The sequence below is a fragment of the Acidimicrobiales bacterium genome (assembly GCA_040219085.1).
GTDB lineage: Bacteria > Actinomycetota > Acidimicrobiia > Acidimicrobiales > JAVJTC01 > JAVJTC01.
In genome coordinates this window covers 184,809-203,571 of sequence record JAVJTC010000009.1, presented here as the reverse complement: position 1 = coordinate 203,571, position 18,763 = coordinate 184,809, and the positions used below count along the sequence as shown (strand labels likewise).

Below are 18,763 nucleotides of genomic sequence, written 5' to 3'. Positions count from 1 at the left end.
GCTACCGAACCGCGGCGGCGCGCTCCCGATCCGGTTCCGCTCCCGCGGTGGTGTCGGGGGCGAGGCGTCGTTCCCGACGATCCCAGAAGACGACGGTGGCAGCGACGTAGAGCCAACCGACCAGAACGTCGAACACCCAGTGCTCGCCGGTGTAGACGAGTGTGAAGCCCATCATCGCCGCGTAGACGAACAGGGCTGCCTGGACCAGGCGGTGCCGGCCCGGAGCGAAGAACACGAAGACGAGGAACGCGTAGGCCGCGTGCATCGACGGGACCGCAGCGACCGGATTGAGCGTCGCATGGCCCCACTGGAAGACGTCCTGGGCGAAGCCGAGGCCCAGGTAGCTCCACCCCTGCGAGGTGATCCGGTCCACACCGGTCACCAGGCCTTCGTCATTCGCGTACCAGGGCGGCATCGCAGGGAACGCGATGTATGTCACGACTCCCGCCATCGACAGCGTGACGAGGCGCACGAGCCACTGCCTGAAGCGCTTCCGGTTCCGGAGCCACAGGACGGCGGCGACGACGAAGACGACGAAGAAGTGGCTGACGTACACGACCGCGATCGGTACCTCCCACCACGCCGGCTCCCCGGTTGCGTCGAGGCGGGCCTGGAGCCAGGCCGTCGGTACCTCGCCGAAGCCCACGACGCGGTCGATGTCGACGAGCACGGCCCCCTGCAGCGGCATCCCCAACGAGTCGGCGACACCCTGGGAGAACACATAGACCAGCATGAATCCGAGCAGCAGGCCCCAGTCACGCAGCAGCGCCCGCATCTCGGACCGGCCCCGGGCGAGAGACCCGACGACGAGTAGTCCCATCATCCACGGGACGACCGCCTGGCGCTGAAGAACGAGACCCTGGGTGAGGGTGAACAGGAGGGTCGCCGTGACGTAGACGAACAACGCCAGCCGCGCGAGGGCAGGGCGCACCAGGAAATCGGGGTCGGCTCCGGTGGCTGCCCGGTCGGACGCGCCGGGAACCGACGGGACGCGTCGGTCCGGCGGTCCGGCGACCGCCGCCTGTGCCTGAAGCGTGCTGCCCATCTGTGTGACCTCCCTGCACCGACAGAATCGGCCGGTGGGGGGTCCGTCTTGAGTCGGCCCGGGACGCCTCAGGGCCCGAGCCCGAGAGCGTGTTCCGCCGCCATCCGTCCCGAACAGAAGGCCTCGGAGAGATTGCACCCGTCGGCTGGGTAGATCATTCCCGTCGGCTGGCCGAGTTCGCCCGCGCCGTAGAGGCCGGCGATGGGTTCGCCGAAGGCGTCGAGAATCCGACAGTCGGCGTCGCGCCGGGGCCCGCCGGTGGTGTTGGATCCACCCGGCCACAATGGCATGCAGTAGAAGGGAGGCTCGTCGAGCGGGATCATCGTCTCGGGGGGTCGCCCGAAGGGATCCGGCCCGCCGGTCTCACACAGACGGTTGTATCCGGCGACGGTTGCCGCTGCCTGCGCCGGGGCGTCCATGCCGGCGGCGGCCGCCGCCTCGGCGATCGTCGAGCCCGCGGCGATCCAGCCCCGCTCGATCTCGACCGAGTTGTCGCCGCTCCAGTCGTAGAGCCCGACGGCGACCGCGCCGAAGTTCGCAAAGGTCAGTGGTCCGGCCCGGCGGCGCCGCTCGTCGAAGAACCACCAGCACGGGACCCGCGGGTGGCGGTTGCGGACCGGGTCGTAGGTGAGAAGGTCGAAGTAGACGTCGTGGCGCAGCAGCGCCTGCGCGTTCTCGTCGATGAACCGGTTCCCGTCGCGGTCACAGATCACGTAGCCCGGAGGTCCGATACCGATGATGAGGTTGAGCTCGGTGCCGTCGTCGAGCGTGAAGTGTCCGATCGCCCGACCGATCATCTGGTTCATGTGCCACAGCCCCGCGCCGACGGACTGTGCCATCCGCACGCCGTCGCCCGTGCTCGTCGGATTGCCGTAGAAATAGGCGGGATGGACCCGCAGGTGGTCCCGCTTCATCTCCTCGTCGAACTCGAAGCCCCCACAGGCGAGCACCACACCGCGGGTGGCCTCGTATGTCTCCGAGCCGTCGGGGCCGTCGACCGTGACACCGGTCACCCGGTGCCCGTCGGTCGTGAGCCGCAGCGCCCGTCGATCATGGAGGACCGGCACGTCCCTGCGCCGCACGGCGGCGTCGAGTCGACTCCACAGCATCGGCCCGGCGGGAGAGTCCGCGGCGAGGCGTTCCGCCACGCCCCCCGGTTGGAGGGTCACTACGGCGTCGGCGCCGGGTATCCGGGGGTGTTCCGCCCCGCCTGACGGCGTGAGGTCGAGACCGCCGACACGTGTCCGCAGCCAGTCGTCGAGTTCGGACGCGTACATCGCCCAGCGCGCCGAGCACTCCCTCGGGATCATCCCGTCCGCGCAGGCGTCCAGGTAGTCGGTCAGCGCAGCGGCGTCCGTACCGACCATGATCATCCCGCCCGACATCCGGGTGCTCGGGGTGTGCCGGTCCGCCGGGTTGCGCTCGACCACCACGACGTCGGCGCCCGCGTCGGCGGCGGTGATCGCCGCAGCGACGCCGGCTGCGCCGTAGCCGACGACGACGACGTCATGGGTGCTCACCGACTGGTCCTCAGATCTCCGCCCGTCACTGGCTCCACCCGACCGGCGAAGACGAAGGCGGTCCCGGCGAACACCATCACGATCATCAGCAGGAACCACGGCCAGGTGTAGCTGCCGGTCCAGTCCACGAACGCCCCGAACGCAACCGGGGACGCGAGGGCTCCCAGGTAGTAGCCGGTCATCGTCACGCCGGTCGCGCGCGCGACGGCGGGCCCGGCCCGGTCCACGACAGCCGCGTGCATCGTGCCGATGGCAGCCAACTGGAACGCGATGCCGGCGACGATCGCGACGATCGCGAGGCCGATGCCGACGCCGATGCCGAGGACTGCGAGCAGGTTCGCCGCCCCGACGATCCCGCAGAGCGTGATGACGACTGCGATGCGACGTCCGGGGCCGACTCTGTCCGAGCGGATCCCGTTGAGCACCATGACGCCGACACCGATGAACGACGACATCGCGACGATCAGCCCGGCGGTGCGTGCCGATGTCGAGAACTCCTCCTCGAGGTAGGGCACGGACCACGAGTACATCGGCTGTGATCCGGCGATGAGAAGGAACGAGGCCACCGGGAACCAGCCGAAGCCGCGGGGGAGTCGACGGTGGATGGTCACTCCCTTCATCGGCCGGTCGTCGGGGAGGACGAAGAAGCAGGCCACGCCGACGGCACCGGCGCCGATGCACAGCGCGGCGGTGATGGCCTGCCAGCTGAAGGCGTCGGCCGCCCACGGACCGACCGCCGCGCTGATCCCGGTCATCGCGGGGATCCCACCGGTCTTGATCGACAGTGCCACCGTGCGGCGCTCCACGCTGACCACCCGGGCGACGGCGACGTTGGTGCCCGTGTTGGCCAGGGCGTAGCCGAACCCGGCGACGACAGCTGCGACGATGAGCATCCAGTAGGTCCCGATCACTGCAGCGAGAACCCCGACGGTCATCACGAGCGCCAGGTCGATCACCACGGACAACCGCGCGCCGACGGCATCCGTGATGCGCCCGGCGGTGATCGACCCGAGGCCGGTGCAGCCGAAGTGGACGCTCACGAGTAGGCCGATGTGCCAGCGGTCGAGGCCGAGGTCGTCGCGGATGGCCGTACCCACGAACCCGGCTAGGAATCCGAGGATCGAGCCGGCTCCGATCGCCACGGTTGCGACGGCCACCACGAGAACGACAGAGAGCTCCCGTCGTGGCGTGTCCGAGCGCGTACCGCCGTCGGTCACGCGGCCTCCCCCTCTGGCTGCGCTCACGCGGCGACTGTAGTTGGGTGGGCGTGTCGCGCATGTGAGGAAGCGGCGCCGGTCATGGGGCTAGGGTCGCCTCCGTGACGTCACGAGAGCTGTCCGAGATGCGAGCGCAGGTCCGTCGGTTGGAGGATCGTGACGAGATCAGGGCCCTCGTCGGCCGCTACGGCCGGGCCATCGACGACCGTGACTGGGAGTGTCTCGCCGACCAGTACACGCCCGACGCGTTCATCGACTTCACGGCCGGGCGGGCGAAGGGGACCGAGGCGATCATCGACCACGTCCGGTCACGGACCGACGCATACGGCGCCACGTACCACTACCCGCATTCCCACGAGGTCACCATCACCGGTGATGACACCGCCACTGGTCTCGTGTGTGCCCACGCGGAGCTGACGATCGACGGCGACAGTGTCCGGGTGGCGCTGCGCTACCACGACGACTACCGCCGCGTGGACGGCCGCTGGCGCTTCCAGGAGCGGCGGATGCGGGTGCTGTACGTGTTGAAACTGTCCGAGATGGCGACGGGATTCGCGGATCGGCTGCGCGTCCGGTGGCCCGGAACCGAACCCGCCGAGGCTCAGATCGGAGCCGATGTCGTGTCCGGGAGAACCCCCGATCCCCGGTAAGGCCCCGGTGCTGCCCGGGTCTTGTCGGGGCGCTACTCTCGCCCACCGAACGCTGAACACAGGGGAGTCAACATGGGACGGACCGAACCGGGGGACTACGCAGCAGGCTGGACGCCGCCGAGCTACACCGTCGACGAGAACGGAAAGGTCCGGGGCGGCTATGAGCCGCACGAGCCGAACAACTGGGGTCGCTGGGGCGACGACGACCAGATCGGCACCCAGAACCTCGTCGGACCCGAACAGATCGTCGCCGCAGCCAGGCTCGTGACCGAGGGCAAGATGTTCTCGCTCGCACTCGACATCGACGCGTCGGGCCCCAGGTTCCCCACCCGGCCTGCTCCGCTGCACTGGTTCATCATGGCCGGATCCGACGCGATCGTCGGCTCCCCCGCCCAGGCCGAGGTGTCCGGCTACCAGTGGAACGACGACATGTTGCAGATGCCGTTGCAGGGGTCCACGCAGTGGGACGGATTCGGTCACTTCTGCGCCGAGGACTCCATGTACAACGGCTACTGGGCGGGCGACGTGACCGCCGCCGCGGGAGCCCGGAACCTCGGGATGGAACACATGCGCAAGGCCTTCGTCGGCCGCTGCGTCCTGTTGGACCTCGCCCGGGCCCAGGGGGTGGACTGCCTCCCGGACATGGCCGAGATCGGCCGCCCCGAGCTCGAGGCGTGCGTGGAGGCCCAGGGCTGTGAGATCCATTCGGGTGACATCGTCCTGTTGCGCACCGGGTACCTCGGCAAGTGGTGGGGTATCGAGGGGGAGGCCGCGAAGATGGAGTACTTCTACGCGTCACCGGGACTGGCGGAGTCCAGCGTCGGCTGGCTCCACGACAACGAGATCTCGGCGGCCGCCTCCGACACCATCGCCGTGGAGGTGCTGCAGCCGAAGGAGGAGCAGAGCCGCATCCTGCCGGTGCACCACTCCTGTCTCATCGACCTCGGCCTGACCCTCGGCGAGTTCTGGGTTCTCGACGAACTGGCCGAGGACTGCGCCGCCGATGGTCGTTACGAGTTCATGCTCGCCTCGCAACCACTCGTGATTCCCGGTGCCGTCGGCTCGCCGATCAACCCGATCGCGCTGAAGTAGCGCCCGGGGCCCGCGGACGACATGTACGACGGGATCGAGACTTTCGGAGCGGTCGTCGCGCACCGGGCCGAGAACGACGGCGACCGCCGGTTCGTCCGGTTCGAGGAGACCGAACTGACCTTCGGTGAGCTGAGTGACGGCGGGAACAGGATTGCGAACGCGTTGGTGTCGCTCGGCATCGGCAAGGGCGACAAGGTCGCCGTGATGTTGCCGAACGGGCCCGAGTACCTGGTGACGTGGACCGGGCTGTGCCGCCTCGGCGTCGTCGAGGTGCCGATCAACGTCGCCTACAAGGGCGACCTCTTCGCATACCTGTTGAATCAGGCCGAGTGCCGGGCGATTGTCGTGGCCCGACAGTGGGTGGACCGCGTCGCCGCCGTCGCGGCCCGGCTCGAGACGCTCGATCATGTCGTCGTGGTGGGCGACGGCGCGGTCCAGTCGGTCGCCGGGGTGACGACCCACGACTTCGCCGGATTCGTCGCATCCGCCGCGACCACCGACCCCGGCGTGGCAGTCGCCACCGAGGACCCGTCGGTCATTCTGTTCACGTCGGGCACGACGGGTCCCTCCAAGGGCGCGGTGCTCAGCCACAAGGCCAACTTCCGACTCTGCACGAACGTGATCGACCTCATGGGCTACGGCGCCGGCGAGCGACTCTTCACCGTCTTCCCGCTGTTCCACGTCAACGCCCGGTACAACACGATCCTGCCGGGGCTCGTCCTCGACGACAGCGACTGCGTCATGCACGACCGCTTCTCGGCCAGTCGCTTCTGGGACTTCTGCCGGGCGGAGGGCGTCACGGCGATCAACTACATGGGCGCCCTGTTGATGATGCTGTTCAAACAGCCTGAACGCGACGACGACGCCGACAACCCCGTGCGGCGGGCCTACGGCGCGCCGTCACCAGTGGAGATCCACGAGGCGTTCGAGAAGCGCTTCGACGTGAAGATCGTCGAGGTCTACGGGTCAACCGAGACCGGTACGGCCACCATGAACACCGTCGAGAACTTCAAGCTGGGGTCGTGCGGGTTCGCCGTCCCCTACTACGACGTGAAGATCTTCGACGAGATGGACAACGAGGTCCCGCCGGGCACCGAGGGCGAGATCGTCGTGCGGCCGAAGGAACCGTACGTCATGTTCACCGAGTACTACCGCAACCCCGAGGCGACGGTGAAGGCGTTCCGGAACCTGTGGTTCCACACCGGCGACCGTGGCGTGATGGACACCGACGGCTACTTCACCTTCGTCGACCGGATGAAGGACGCCATCCGCCGCCGCGGCGAGAACATCTCTTCGTGGGAGGTCGAGAAGGTGATCGCGGATCATCCGGCGGTTCTCGATGCCGCCGTCGTCGGCGTTCCCTCCGAGCTCACGGAAGAGGAGGTCCTCGTCGTCATCCAGCTGAACGAGGACGCCGAGTTGGACCCCGTGGAGCTGCTCGACCACTGTCAGGATCGGATGGCCCACTTCGCCGTCCCACGCTACGTCCGGTTCGTCGACGCCATGCCACGCACGCCCTCCCAGCGCATCGAGAAATACAAGCTCCGTGAGGAGGGCCTCACCGACGACACCTGGGACCGGGAGTCGGTCGGCTACGAGGTGCGCCGGTGAACACGCCCTCGGGCGGCAGGGACGTCTGGGTGGTACCCGACGACGAGGCCCGCGTCATCGGGCCGTGGGTCCGGCAGAAGGCGGACCGCAACGGCGACAAGGTCGCGCTCGAGATCATGGGAGAGCGACGCACCTACGCACAGCTGGCGACTGATGCGGCCCGGGTCGCGTCGGGGTTCACCGGTGAGCTCGGGTTGGTCGCCGGTGACCACGTGGCGTCGATGATGAAGAACTCGATCCCGTCGGTCGACCTCTGGTTCGGGCTGACCACGGCGGGCGTCGTCGAGGTGCCGATCAACAACGCAAACCGCGGTGACACTCTCTCGTACCTGTTGCGCCAGTCGCGTTCGGCGGCGGTCGTCGTGGACGAGGAGTTCCTCGATCGGGTCGCACAGCTCGCGCCCGATCTTCCCGAGCTGCGCCACGTGGTCGTGCACCGTGAGGGCGACGAGGGCACGCCGGTCCTCCCCGACCACGTGACCCTGCACGAGTTGCCCTCGCTCTACGGCGAGGGCACGTACCCCGAGCCGGACCTCGCGCTGAGCGACACCGCCGTGATCATGTACACGTCGGGGACCACCGGCCCCTCGAAGGGCGCGATGCTGTCCCACGAGGCGAACCTGAGCCTCGCTCGCCACACCGCGTGGCTGATGGGCTACGACAGCGCCGACCACCTCTATTCGGCGTTCCCGCTGTTCCACATCAACGCCCGCTACACGACGGTTCTCGCGGCGATGGCCGCTGACGCGTCGGCGGTGATGGATCAGCGGTTCTCGGCGTCGACGTTCTGGGACATGTGCCGCGAACGCGGCGTGACGGCCTTCAACTACATGGGCGCGCTGTTGACCATCCTGTGGAAGCAGCCCGAGCGCGCCGACGACGCCGACAACCCGGTGCGGTACGGGTTCGGGGCTCCGACCCCCGCGGAGCTGTGGGAACCGTTCGAGGAGCGTTTCGACCTGCGCTTCACCGAGATCTATGGGTCCACCGAGGTTGCCAACACCATCCAGAACCCCGTGTGGGAGCGCAAGGTCGGACGGGCCGGCCGGGAGTCGCCGACGTACCACGTCCGGGTCGTCGACGAGAAGGACCGGCCCCTGCCTGCCGGTGAGGCCGGCGAGATCGTGGTACGTCCCAAGAAGCCGTTCGTGGCCTTCTCGGGCTACTACGAGATGCCCGACAAGACCGTGGAGTCGTGGCGGAACCTGTGGTTCCACACCGGCGACCGCGGCCGCTTCGACGAGGACGGCTACCTCACCTTCATCGACCGGATGAAGGACTGCGTCCGGCGGCGGGGGGAGAACATCTCGTCCTACGAGGTCGAGTCGATCGTGAACACCCACGAGGCGGTCGCCGAGTCCGCCGTCATCGGCGTCTCGTCGGAGCTCTCCGAGGAGGAGGTGATGGTGTGCGTCGTCGTGAAAGAGGGCCACACCGTTTCAGAAGTCGACCTGCTGGACTGGTGCTCGCCCCGTATGGCCCACTTCGCCGTGCCGCGGTTCATCCGCTGGATGGACGGCCTGCCGAAGAACGCCTCCGAGCGGGTGCAGAAGTTCCGTCTCCGCGAAGATGGGGTGACCGACGACACGTGGGACCGCGAGGCCCACGGGTACGTCGTGGAACGCTGACCCCGACGCAACGGAGAACCCGATGGCGGACCTGACCGACGTCACATCCTTCGTCGGGCGCAACCACGGCCTCGCCGTGGTCTCGCTCGTCCGAGCGGACGGGACCCCGCAGGCGTCGCTCGTCAACGCAGGGGTGGTGGACCATCCCGGTTCGGGCGAACCGGTCGTCGGCTTCGTCGTGCGCGGGGGCTCCTACAAGTGCCGGCGCCTACGGGAGCACGGCTTCGTGGCGGTGACGTGGACTGCCGGGTGGGAGTGGATCGGCGTCGAGGGAACCACCGAGCTGTTCGGGCCCGACGATCCCCTCGCCGATGTCGAAGCAGCCTCGTTGTCGCACGTGCTGCGGGAGGTGTTCCGGGGGGCCGGGGGAACCCACGACGACTGGGAGGCCTACGACCGTGTGATGCTCGAGGAACGGCGTACGGCTGTGTTCGTGCGACCGACTCGATTTCTCGGTCGCTGAGGAGCTGCCATGGACACCGATCGACGCCAGGCACCCGGGACCGGATCACCGACGTGAGGGTCGTCGTCGCCGGGGCCGGTGCGATGGGATCGGCGATGGGCGGGCTGCTCGCCCGCGCCGGCCACGACGTTGCGTTGTACGACGTTCGCGCCGACCACATGGATGCTGTCAGCGCAGGCGGTCTGACCATCCGTCACGGCGACGGGTCCACCGAGACCGCGGTCTTCTCGAAGGCGACCGCGGATCCGACCGAGTTGGGTGTCTGCGACCTCGTGCTGGTCATGACGAAGACGTGGGCGACGACCGACGCCGTGCGCGCGGTGGCCCATGCCGTCGGCCCCGAGACGTGGGTCGTGTCCGCGCAGAACGGCCTGGGCAACGAGTCCCGAATGGCCGAGGTGGTCGGAGCGGACCGTGTGATGCCCGGCACGACGACTGTCGGGGCTACGTATCTGGAGCCCGGTGTGGTCTCGGTCTCGGGGACCGTGACCGCCCAGACCTCACTCACCCAGTTCGGGCCGCCGCACGGGGCGACGAAGGTCTCCCCGGAGGCCGAGGCGGTTGCCGCGGTCTTCACCGACGCAGGCATGAGGGCCGAGGTGCTGCGCGACGGCGACAAGGTCCTGTGGACCAAGCTCGCCATGGCGGGAACGGCGGGCGCTCTCACGGCCCTGTCACAGATCTCTGTCGGGGACATGGTCGCCAGCCCCCGGGCGATGAGCACCTGGCGGGCGATGCTGTCGGAGATCCTCGCTGTGGCGGCCGCCGAGGGCGTGGACCTCGACTTCGGAGAGGTGTCGGACCACGCCATGAGCACCTATCGGGCGGTCGGTGACCACTGGGCGTCGATGGCCGTCGACGTCAAGGAGCGGCGCCGCACCGAGATCGACTCGCTGTGTGGCGAGGTGTCAGCCCGGGGCCGCCGCCACGACATCCCCACACCCGTGAACGACGCCATCGGGAACCTGATCCTCGCCATCGAGGCGAGCTGGGACAACGAGGTGACCGGGGGCTGAGACGCCCATGGGCGTGTTCCGCACATGCGACCTTGCCCCTCGCGGAACCTGTCGGTAACGTTTCCGGACATGCTCGCCCCGCTCGACGGACTCCTCGCCGTCGCTCTCGAACAGGCCGTCGCGGCGCCGTTCGCCTCCCGCCTGTTGGCCGACGCCGGGGCCCGCGTGATCAAGGTCGAACGACCCGAGGGTGACTTCGCCCGCGGGTACGACGTGGCTGCGAACGGACTGTCGAGCTACTTCGCGTGGCTCAACCGGGGCAAGGAGTCCATCGCGCTCGACCTGAAGGACGACGCCGACCGGGACCTCCTCGACGGAATCGTCGCCCGCGCCGACGTGTTCATCCAGAACCTCGCCGTCGGCGCCGCAGGGCGACTCGGCTTCGGTGCCGACCGACTCCGTGAGCGTGATCCGCGTCTGGTGGTCTGTGAGATATCCGGCTACGGCACCGAGGGGCCCTACGCCGCGATGAAGGCGTACGACCTGCTCGTGCAGGCCGAGAGCGGCGTGGTCGCCGTGTCGGGTGCGCCCGGCCCCTACGGGCGGGTGGGAGTATCGCTGGCCGACATCGCCACCGGTCAGGCTGCCGCGCTGGCCGTGAGCCAGGCCCTCCTGCGCCAGGCCCGCGACGGGACGGGAGCCCACCTCGAGACCTCCCTGTTCGCCACCATGGCCGAATGGATGACGGTTCCCCTGCTGCACCACGACTACCTGGGTCGCGCCCCCGAGCGGGTGGGTCTGGCACATCCCTCGATCGCCCCGTACGGGGGCTTCGACACCGCCGACGGCGACACCATCTTGATCTCGGTGCAGTCGGACCGCGAGTGGCGGGTCCTGTGCACCGACCTCCTCGAGCGACCGGAACTCGGTGACGATGAGCGGTTCGCGACCAACGAGGACCGTGTCGCCAACCGTGGCGAGACGGACGCTGTCGTCGCAGAGGGATTCGCCCGGCTGGACAGCGCTGAGATCCGCAGTCGGCTCGCGGCGTCGCGGATCGCATTCGGCGTCGTGAACGACGTGGCCGGGTTGTCGGCCCATCCCCAGCTGCGGCGGGTCACGGTGCCCCACGAACTCGGCTCGTTCGAACTACCGGCACCCGCTGTGAATGCGGACTGGGAGACGATGATGCCGGTGCCGGCTCTCGACCAACACGGAGCGGCCATCCGCGCCGAGTTCGGGCAATGAGAGTGCGCGCAGTGACCATGGGGAATCCGACCATCGAGGGGGAGACATGACACCGGGAACAGCTGTCGTCACCGGCGCGGCCAGTGGCATCGGCGCGGGCATCGCTGCGCGGCTGATCGACGAGGGTCTCGACGTTCTCGTCGTCGACCGTGACGAGGCCGGCATGTCCGATCTCGTCGAGAGGGGAGCGACGGCACTCGTCTGTGACCTCGCGGACCCGGAGTCCCGCGACGAGGTCATCCGGGCCGCCGAGGGCGCGCGGTACCTGGTCAACAGCGCCGGGATAATCCGGCTCAAGCGGCTCGCCGACATCGACGTCGACGACTTCCGGGACATCTTCACGGTCAACGTCGAGGCCGTCTTCTTCCTCTGTCAGGGGATCGGGCCGACGATGCCGCCCGGCGGGTCGATCGTGAACCTCTCCTCCTCGTCGGCCAAGCTCGCCACGACCACCGAGGCCGGGCTCTACGCGGCATCCAAGACGGCAGTGCTGTCCTTGACGAGATCGTTCGCCTACGACCTGGCGTCGATCCCGGTGAGGGTCAACGCAGTGTGTCCCGGGATCATCGACACCCCGATGCAAGACGCCGTGCTCGAACGTGTCTCGGAGTTGCGGGGCCTCACCGTCGAGGAGCTGAGCGCGGCCCGGGACGGTTCGGTCCCGCTCAAGCGCGCGGCTTCGCCGGCTGAGCTCGCCGGACTCATCCGGTTCCTGCTCTCAGAAGAGGCCGGCTACATGACCGGACAGGCGATCAACTACACGGGAGGTCTCGTCACATGGTGAACGATCAGGTTGTCGCCGACATCGGCGTGGTGCAACACATCGGGATGTCGGTACGCGACGTCAGCCGCACGGTCGAGTTCTGGCGCCGCTTCGCCGGGGTCGAGCCCGCCTGGGAGAAGGTGCTCGACGGCCCCTACCTCGGCGATGTCACCGGCTACCCCGGCGTGCACCTCGACGCCGCGATGATCGAGCTTCCCGGGGGGACATGGCTCGAGATCCTCGACTACCGCGTGGCCGACAAGGAGCCGAACGACATGTCGACAGCCAATCCCGGCAACGTCCACCTGTGTCTGCGCGTGGGCGACATCGACGCCGTGTGGGACCGGGCGATGGAAGCGGGGGCGACGGCGGTCAGCCCTGGACCCGTCGAGGTCAGCGCAGGACCGAACCGGGGTGCGAAAGCCTGCTATCTGCGCGAGCCCGACGGGATCACGATCGAGCTGTTCCAGCCGCGACCCGAGGTCGCACAGGACGCGGGCTGAGTCCCGAGCGGAGCTTGCGGAGAGATCGGTTGGTAACGGTTCCGGAATCATTGCCGGAACCGTTGACAACTGCAGAGCGGGGCCCGTATGGTCTGGGCGTCGGAATTATTGATGACGGGGGAGACTCATGAAACTTCGCGTGATGCGCCTTTTGGCGATCCTGCTTGCTCTGGCGATGGTCGCAGCCGCGTGCGGCGACGACGACGACACGTCGGCCGGCGACGACGGCTCGACATCGTCCGACGACGGTGGTTCGTCCGATGACGGCTCCTCCGATGACGGCTCCTCCGATGACGGTGGGGCCGCTCCGGACCTCGCCGCGGCGTCTGCCATGTTGCGGGATGCCGGGTACTCACAGGTCGCAGATGCCGTGGACCAGGCCGAGCCGGTCGACGGTGCACCGGGCACGCTGACGCTGGCCGACGGTTCGACCTTCGAGTTGAACGACCGGATCGCCGAGAAGATCGCCAACGGCGACGAGATCAACTACGTGTTCTCGTACCAGTCGACCGTGATCGCACTGTTCTCGGAGCAGTACCGCATCGGCTACGAGGCGACGATCCCAGCCGCGCAGTCGATCCTGCCGATGAACCCGCAGGCGATCGCTCCGGCGGTCGACCTCGACATCCCGCAGCAGATCTCCCAGATCGAGGCGCTGCTCAACACCAACCAGATCGACTGTCTGACCATCGAACCGCCCGACTCCAACGCCTTCACCGACATCACCAACCGGGCGATGTCCGAGGGCATCCCGGTGTTCACGGTGGGTGTCACCTCCAACGGCAACGAGTTGACCAACTTCACCCAGATTCCGCTCGAAGAAGGCCGCCAGGCCGCCCAGGTCCTGCTGGACTGGATGGACGAGACCGGCAACGAGTTGGACACCTTCACCGTCTCCGGTGGCGACCCGAGTGCCTTCTGGGCCCAGGGTCGGATGCAGGGCTTCGAGGACGGCATCACCGAGGCGATGCCCGACGCGACCTTCCTCAACACCGCGGACAACGCGCTGAACGTCACGTTCGATCCGGCCCAGACCTTCGATGCCTACCAGGCACTGATCAACGGGCAGCCGGACCTCGACTTCATCTTGAACGTCGACATCGGCGCCGAGCACGCAGCCCGGGCCATCCAGGACTCGGACAACTCCGGTGAGATCTTCACGATGGGTTGGAACGTGTCGGTCGGTCAGCTCGACGCCATCGAAGCCGGCGACCAGGTCGCAGCGTTCGATCAGCGCTGGACGGAGCAGGCCGGCTTCGGTGCCCCCGCCTGCGCGGTCTTCCTCGCCACCGGCCAGGTTCCGCCCAACACCCAGCAGCTCGGCCCGGTCACCGCGGCCAACGTCGACGAGGCCCGGGCCTCGCTCGAGCAGCTCGGCGTTTCCTGAGCGACGGGCGGACGATGGAGTCTGATGTCACCGGTGGTCGAACGACCGGTGGGGCGCAGAGTCGCCCCGCCGGTGACGACCAAGCCATGTCCGCCCCTGTGAACGGGGACGGAACGGAGTCCCCCTCCGAGGTCGGGTCCCGGGCGGAGATCGCCCGGGACCGGACCTTCCGGCAGCGCCTCGCGGAGGCCGCGCTCGGGGTGGCACGGGTCGCCGGTCTGCTGATCGCCGTCGCGATCCTCATGGGCGTGTTCGCCTGGGAATCCGACGGCCGGTTTTTCATCCTGGCCAACCTGCTGGGAATGCTGCGGTTCATGTCGACGCTGGCCATCGTCGGCGTCGGCCTGACGGTCGTCCTCGTCGTCGGAGAGATAGACCTCTCGTTCGCCAACCTGTACGGCCTGTCGGCGATGGTGATGGCGGTGTCGTGGATCGAGTGGGGTTGGCCGGTCTATGCCGCCATCGGCTTCGGCTTTCTCATCGCCATCGTGGTGGGCCTGTTCAACGGGATACTCGTCGCCTACGCGGGGATCCCGTCGTTCATCGCCACACTCGGCTCGAGCATCCTCGTTTTCGGTTTCACCTTGTACGTGAGCGACTCGCAGCGGTACTCACCGGCCAATCCGCCATCGGGCAAGGACATTCCCTCCGGGGAGAACAGCTTCTTCCGAGGTCTGTCCAACCAGGACCTCCCCTGGGACATCCCCATGCAGGTCCTGTGGATGGTCGGGGCGGCACTCCTGTTCGGCTTCATCATCTCGTTCTCGGTCTTCGGCTTCCGCCTCAAGGCCATCGGCGGCAACGAAGAGGCGGCCCGCTACGCGAAGCTGCCGGTGAAGCGGTACAAGATCCTGGCGTTCGTCATCGTCGGGCTGACCGCGGCGTTGGCCTCCATGCTGGACTTCGCTTTCATCGGCTCCATCCAGCCCGATGCGGGCGGTTCGCTGCTCTTCCCGGCCTTCGCGGCCGTCATCATCGGTGGGGCCAGCCTCAACGGCGGTCGCGGCACGGTGATCGGAACGCTGAGTGGCGCATTGTTGCTCGCGGTCATCTCCAACGGACTCGCGCTCATCGCGGCCGGCGCATTCCTCCAGCAGATGGTCCTGGGCTCGGTGACCATCGCCGCGGTCGCCCTCGACCAGTTCACCCGACGGCTCGCCTGAGCGGTGGCCACCGAAGCCGACGTGTCGACCCGGACCGGAATCCGCGTCTCGGGTCTGCGCAAGACCTATGGCGAGACGGTCGCTCTGGGCGGGCTCGACCTGGCCGCGTCGCCCGGGGAGGTCCTCGGCATCGCGGGACCCAACGGTGCCGGCAAGAGCACGCTCATCAAGATCCTCGCCGGCGAGGTCGTTCCCGACGAGGGTGAGGTGTTCATCGACGGTGCGCCCTGGACTCCCGCTCTGGGTGCGCGCACGATCGCCGTCGTCCACCAGGAACCCGAGCTGTTCCCCAACCTGACCGTCGCCCAGAACCTGCTCGTCGGCCGTGAGGACTCCCAGGTCCTCATGCGCCGACCCGGCCGGGTGGAGCTCGATCTACTAGCGGATCTGCAGATAGCCGAACACGCACGCGACCAGCTGGGGCTGACGCCGCTCGCGGTGCAACAGAAGACCGAGATCGCCCGCGCGCTCATCCACGACGCCAGGGTCGTCCTCTTCGACGAACCCAACTCGGCGCTGACCGAGGAGGAGTCCGACGAGTTGTTCCGGCGGGTACGGCTGCTGGCTGACAACGGCCACGTCGTCATGCTCGTCTCGCACCGTCTCTCGGAGCTCGCTGACAACGCCGACCGGGTGATCGTGATCGTCGACGGAAAGGTCTCGGCCCGCCTGGCGGGGCCTGACAAGACGAAGGAGCGCATCGCCGAGGAACTCGTCGTGGGGGTGGACACGTCCTCGACGGACCAGCGACGCTCCGATGCGGCGTCACGGGTCTCGAGCGAAGACATCGTCCTGCACCTGCGGGACTGGTCCGTGAAGGGTTCCCCGGTCGACGGTGTCGAGGTCGTTCTGCCGGCCGGTCAGGTCACGGCCTTCGTGGGTGTCGAGGGTTCGGGTGGTCGCGCCCTCGTGCAGTCCCTCGCCGGGATCGCGCCCGCCCGCGGAGACGTGGCCGTCGGTGACACCGATGAGCGGGGCGGCCTCGCCAACGCCGCCTTCGTCGCAGCCAACCGCCAGGATTCCCTGTTCGGCAATCTCAGCGTCGGTGAGAACCTGGTGGTGCGTCTCGGCGACCAGCTAGCCGGCCCACTCGGCTTCCTGAACCGCAGGGCGGCGCGCCGCCTCGCGGAGACCGGCCGGACAGAACTGCTGGTCAAGGCGGCGAGCGTGCGTCAACCCATCGGCGACCTCAGCGGTGGCAACCAGCAGAAGGTCGCCATCGGCTCGGCGATGATGACCAAGCCTCGCCTCCTCGTCCTCGAGGAACCGACACGCGGGGTCGACATCGCCAGCAAGGGTGAGATCTACGCGCAGCTCCACGAGTACGCCGCGCAGGGCAACGCCGTCGCCATGTTCTGCACGGAGGACGTAGAGGTCTTCGAGGCGGCCGACGTCGTCCACGTCGTATCCAAGGGCCATGTCTCGCCGGCCATAGCGGTCAGCGACTTCGCCGACGTGAAGGACCTGGCGGTGGAACTCGCCGGTCGCGAACACCAGTACGAGTAGCCACATCGACACAACGACCAGCCATATCGACAACGGAGGATCCGACAGTGAGAATCGCCAAGGTCGAGGCCATCCCGGTCTCCTATCCGGAGCCGAACGACTTCAACGCTCTACGACACCTCTGTCTGGCGAAGATCACGACCGATGACGGGGCCGTCGGGTGGGGCGAGTCCATCACCCAGTTCACCGAGGCCAACTTCGCCACCAAGGCGATCATCGAAGGCATGGCAGAGGACGTCGTCGGCAAGGATCCCGTCCGCAACGACGAGATCTGGCGGTCACTCAAGGAGCGGTCGTGGTGGTACGGGTACCGCGGCGGAATCGCCTCCTATGCGATCGCCGCCATCGACATGGCGTTGTGGGATCTCAAGGGTCAGGCCCTCGGTGTGAGCGTGTGTGAACTGCTCGGCGGCCCCGTCCACGAACGCCTTCCGGCCATCGCCTCGTCGCACGCCCACCATGCGTCCATCCCGGCCATGGCCGAGGAGGCGACCGAGTGGCTGTCGACCGGCCTTCAGGGGATGAAGGTGGGCTTCGGTAAGCGTGGCGACGCCAACCTCGGCTTCGACCATGACCGCGATGTCGAGTACGTCAAGACGATGCGCGAGACCATCGGCCCCGACAAGATGCTGATGATCGACCTGGGTGTGCGAGTCAAGTGGGACGTGGCGACCGCGGTCAAGCGCGTCCAGGCCTTCGACGAGTACGACATCGACTGGATCGAGGAACCGCTCGGTGCCTGGGATCCCGAGGGATACGCCACCCTCCGGGCGAAGACGAAGACGCTGATCGCCTACGGGGAGCGTGAGTGGACGCTCGACGGATTCGAGGCCGTCCTCGCCACGGGTACCTGCGACGTGGTCGGCGTGGACCCCGGCAAGGCCGAGGGCATCACCGGATTCAAGAAGGTCACCGAGCGGGTCGAGGTCTACCGGCGGCAGGCGAACGCGCACGCCTGGTCCTCGGCGATCTGCAGCGCGGCGAGTCTGGCCATTTCCTTCTCCAGCAGCGCGTGCAAGCTCTTCGAGTTCAAGCCACTCGAGAACCCGATGCAGCACGAGTTGGTCGAGGTCCCCTTCGCCCATCGCGACGGATGGGTGTACCCGCCCGTGGACGCACCCGGGCTGGGAATCTCGATCCGCGAGGAGGTCGTGGACCGCTACCGCAGCGAGAAGGTCCTCGGATGACCGAAGGGGGCACGGTCCGCGCCCCGTCGCGTTGGGACCTGAGGTCGAGCATCGATGGCACCGGTGTCCTCGTCACGGGCGCGACGGGTGGAATCGGAAGCGCCGTCGTCGAGGGTTTCGCCGCGCTCGGCGCGCACGTGGTCGTCGCCGACCTGGACCAGAGTCGCTGCGACGAGGTGGTCGCGGGTCTGCGGGACCCGTCGCACCATCTCGCAGCCGGGGTCGACCTCGCCGATCTCGGTAGCCACGACGGGCTCGTCCAGAGCGCCGTGGACCGCTTCGGCCGTCTCGACACCCTCGTCCATCTCGCCGCGGTCCTGCGTCGCCGGGACTCGATCGATGACGTCACCGAAGAGGACTGGGACGTCCAGTTGGACACCAACCTCAAGGCCGCCTTCTTCCTGAATCGGGCCGTCGCCCGCCAGATGCGGAGCCAGGGCAACGGCGGCAGCATCGTCAACTTCACCTCGCAGGGCTGGTGGACCGGCGGCTTCGGCGGGTCGGTCGTCTACTGCGCGTCGAAGGGCGGGATCGTCTCGATGAGCCGCGGCCTCGCGCGCACGCTCGCCCCGGATCGGATCACCGTCAACAGCATCGCCCCCGGAGCGATCGACACTGCGATGATGCGCGGTGGCCTCACCGAGGACCAGCTCGCGGCACAGATCGCGCCCATCCCGATGGGGCGGATGGGTGAGCCTGACGAAATGGTCGGCGCGGTCCTCTACCTGGCATCGGGTCTGGCGCGTTACGTCACCGGCGCCACCGTCAACGCGACCGGCGGCTGGCTCATGTACTAGGCCCGCGTCGACCCCTTCATCCGCAGC

General features: G+C 68.0%; 17 protein-coding genes. 14 read left to right on the top strand and 3 right to left on the bottom strand.

Annotation, left to right across the window (positions count from 1 at the left end; translation table 11 throughout):
• Window position 1: 1 nt before the first annotated feature.
• From RIE08_04665 to RIE08_04655, 3 genes are all read right to left on the bottom strand, one after another.
• Window positions 2-1,045: a phosphatase PAP2 family protein gene (locus tag RIE08_04665; protein ID MEQ8716883.1), complete on the bottom strand. Its 1,044-nt coding sequence runs from the start codon at window positions 1,043-1,045 to the stop codon at window positions 2-4.
• 68 nt (window positions 1,046-1,113) lie between these two features.
• Window positions 1,114-2,565: an FAD-dependent oxidoreductase gene (locus RIE08_04660; GenBank protein MEQ8716882.1), complete on the bottom strand. Its 1,452-nt coding sequence runs from the start codon at window positions 2,563-2,565 to the stop codon at window positions 1,114-1,116.
• Window positions 2,562-3,809: an MFS transporter gene (locus tag RIE08_04655; GenBank protein ID MEQ8716881.1), complete on the bottom strand. Its 1,248-nt coding sequence runs from the start codon at window positions 3,807-3,809 to the stop codon at window positions 2,562-2,564. The genes RIE08_04660 and RIE08_04655 overlap by 4 nt, the downstream gene beginning before the upstream one ends.
• Window positions 3,810-3,883: 74 nt before the next feature.
• Here RIE08_04655 and RIE08_04650 point away from each other — a divergent pair, with 74 nt between their 5' ends.
• The 14 genes from RIE08_04650 to RIE08_04585 all read left to right on the top strand — a co-directional run bounded on the left by RIE08_04650 (window position 3,884) and on the right by RIE08_04585 (window position 18,736).
• Window positions 3,884-4,432: a nuclear transport factor 2 family protein gene (locus RIE08_04650; protein ID MEQ8716880.1), complete on the top strand. Its 549-nt coding sequence runs from the start codon at window positions 3,884-3,886 to the stop codon at window positions 4,430-4,432.
• Window positions 4,433-4,504: 72 nt separating this feature from the next.
• Window positions 4,505-5,524 carry a cyclase family protein gene (locus RIE08_04645; GenBank protein MEQ8716879.1) on the top strand — a complete coding sequence of 340 codons (1,020 nt, stop codon included), beginning with the start codon at window positions 4,505-4,507 and terminating at the stop codon, window positions 5,522-5,524.
• Window positions 5,525-5,545: 21 nt separating this feature from the next.
• Window positions 5,546-7,135 (top strand): AMP-binding protein, encoded by a 1,590-nt coding sequence (locus RIE08_04640; GenBank protein ID MEQ8716878.1) that lies wholly within the window; start codon window positions 5,546-5,548, stop codon window positions 7,133-7,135.
• A complete protein-coding gene (locus RIE08_04635) occupies window positions 7,132-8,763 on the top strand; it encodes an AMP-binding protein (GenBank protein ID MEQ8716877.1) in 1,632 nt (543 codons plus the stop codon). Before RIE08_04640 ends, RIE08_04635 begins: the two co-directional genes overlap by 4 nt.
• Window positions 8,764-8,785: 22 nt before the next feature.
• Window positions 8,786-9,226 (top strand): hypothetical protein, encoded by a 441-nt coding sequence (locus tag RIE08_04630; GenBank protein ID MEQ8716876.1) that lies wholly within the window; start codon window positions 8,786-8,788, stop codon window positions 9,224-9,226.
• 53 nt (window positions 9,227-9,279) lie between these two features.
• Window positions 9,280-10,242: a 2-dehydropantoate 2-reductase gene (locus RIE08_04625; protein ID MEQ8716875.1), complete on the top strand. Its 963-nt coding sequence runs from the start codon at window positions 9,280-9,282 to the stop codon at window positions 10,240-10,242.
• Window positions 10,243-10,311: 69 nt separating this feature from the next.
• Window positions 10,312-11,430: a CaiB/BaiF CoA-transferase family protein gene (locus tag RIE08_04620; protein ID MEQ8716874.1), complete on the top strand. Its 1,119-nt coding sequence runs from the start codon at window positions 10,312-10,314 to the stop codon at window positions 11,428-11,430.
• Between the two features lie 46 nt (window positions 11,431-11,476).
• Entirely contained in the window at window positions 11,477-12,214 is a 738-nt protein-coding gene (locus tag RIE08_04615; GenBank protein MEQ8716873.1) for an SDR family NAD(P)-dependent oxidoreductase, read from the top strand.
• Window positions 12,208-12,696, top strand: coding sequence for a VOC family protein (locus RIE08_04610; GenBank protein MEQ8716872.1), 489 nt, complete (start codon window positions 12,208-12,210; stop codon window positions 12,694-12,696). Before RIE08_04615 ends, RIE08_04610 begins: the two co-directional genes overlap by 7 nt.
• A 127-nt stretch (window positions 12,697-12,823) precedes the next feature.
• Window positions 12,824-14,083, top strand: coding sequence for a substrate-binding domain-containing protein (locus tag RIE08_04605; protein ID MEQ8716871.1), 1,260 nt, complete (start codon window positions 12,824-12,826; stop codon window positions 14,081-14,083).
• 86 nt (window positions 14,084-14,169) lie between these two features.
• Window positions 14,170-15,246: an ABC transporter permease gene (locus RIE08_04600; GenBank protein MEQ8716870.1), complete on the top strand. Its 1,077-nt coding sequence runs from the start codon at window positions 14,170-14,172 to the stop codon at window positions 15,244-15,246.
• A gap of 3 nt (window positions 15,247-15,249) precedes the next feature.
• Window positions 15,250-16,752, top strand: coding sequence for an ATP-binding cassette domain-containing protein (locus RIE08_04595; protein MEQ8716869.1), 1,503 nt, complete (start codon window positions 15,250-15,252; stop codon window positions 16,750-16,752).
• Between the two features lie 47 nt (window positions 16,753-16,799).
• Window positions 16,800-17,939: a mandelate racemase/muconate lactonizing enzyme family protein gene (locus tag RIE08_04590; GenBank protein MEQ8716868.1), complete on the top strand. Its 1,140-nt coding sequence runs from the start codon at window positions 16,800-16,802 to the stop codon at window positions 17,937-17,939.
• Window positions 17,936-18,736: an SDR family NAD(P)-dependent oxidoreductase gene (locus RIE08_04585; protein ID MEQ8716867.1), complete on the top strand. Its 801-nt coding sequence runs from the start codon at window positions 17,936-17,938 to the stop codon at window positions 18,734-18,736. The genes RIE08_04590 and RIE08_04585 overlap by 4 nt, the downstream gene beginning before the upstream one ends.
• The last annotated feature ends 27 nt before the right edge of the window (window positions 18,737-18,763 follow it).